At 52.8% G+C, this 1,127-nt stretch carries 1 protein-coding gene; it reads right to left on the reverse strand.

Features of this window, described 5'->3' with window-relative positions; translation table 11 throughout:
• Positions 1-57: 57 nt before the first annotated feature.
• The coding region (locus Q0546_RS02185; RefSeq protein WP_298790119.1) for a helicase-related protein at positions 58-1,127 on the reverse strand (1,070 nt) is incomplete at its 5' end.

The following is a 1,127-nucleotide window of genomic DNA, read 5'->3' on the forward strand; positions in this document are numbered from 1 at the left end:
GACCGAAGCCGACTGAGTCGGTAACGAAGTATGGCGGAAAAAGACAAGCCGTCAAATTTAAAGCTTGCGGATTTTGGCGATCTCATCTCTCAACGCCGCCGCCTTCTCAAACTCTAGCTGCGTCGCCGCCTCCAACATCTGTTTTCTCAGCTCTTTTATTATGCTCGCTCGCTCGGCAGCAGGCATTTTTTCCAGATTTGCGCCTTTTCTTAAGATCTCCGTGCCATCCTCGACGTGCAGACTCTCCTCGATATTTCGGCTGGCAGAGCGCGGTGTGATGCCGTGAGCGCGGTTGTACTCCTCTTGCATCTTACGTCGCGCCAGCGTCGTATCTATCGCTTCTTGCATGGATTTGGTGATCTTTTTGGCAAACATCAGCACTCGGCCGTTTACGTTTCTAGCCGCACGCCCCATCGTTTGGATTAGGCTTGTCGTCGAGCGTAAAAAGCCCTCCTTGTCGGCGTCCATGATGGCTATGAGGCTAACCTCGGGCAGGTCAAGCCCCTCTCTTAGCAAATTTATGCCGATAAGCATATCAAACTCGCCCCCGCGCAGCCCGCGGATGATCTCGTTTCGCTCGACGGCGTCGATGTCTGAGTGCATGTATTTGACCTTGATACCAAGCTCGGTGTAGTAGCGGCTGAGCTCCTCGGCCATCTTTTTAGTGAGCACGGTGACTAGCACGCGCTCGTTTCTCTCGATGGTTTTTTTCGCCTCGTCAAATAAAATCTCCACCTGATTTTCGCTGTCTTTTATCTCTATCTGCGGATCGAGCAGTCCCGTCGGGCGTAAAATTTGCTCGTAGACATGGCCGCGGCTTAAATTTATCTCGTATTCGTTCGGGGTCGCCGAGACGAAAAGAAATTTGGCGCGTTTGTTTATAAACTCGTCAAATTTAAGCGGACGGTTATCAAGCGCGGACGGGAGGCGAAATCCGTACTCCACCAGCACCTCTTTGCGGCTGCGGTCTCCCGCGTACATACCGCGAAACTGCGGCAGGCTCACGTGGCTTTCGTCCACGATGACTAGGTAGTCCTTGCCGCCCAGCTCGAAATAATCAAACATCGAGTATGGCGTCTCTCCGGGCTTTTGTCCAGTTAGGTGGCGCGCGTAGTTTTCGATGCCTT

Source organism: uncultured Campylobacter sp. (assembly GCF_937997465.1).
In the GTDB taxonomy this organism is placed as follows: domain Bacteria; phylum Campylobacterota; class Campylobacteria; order Campylobacterales; family Campylobacteraceae; genus Campylobacter_A.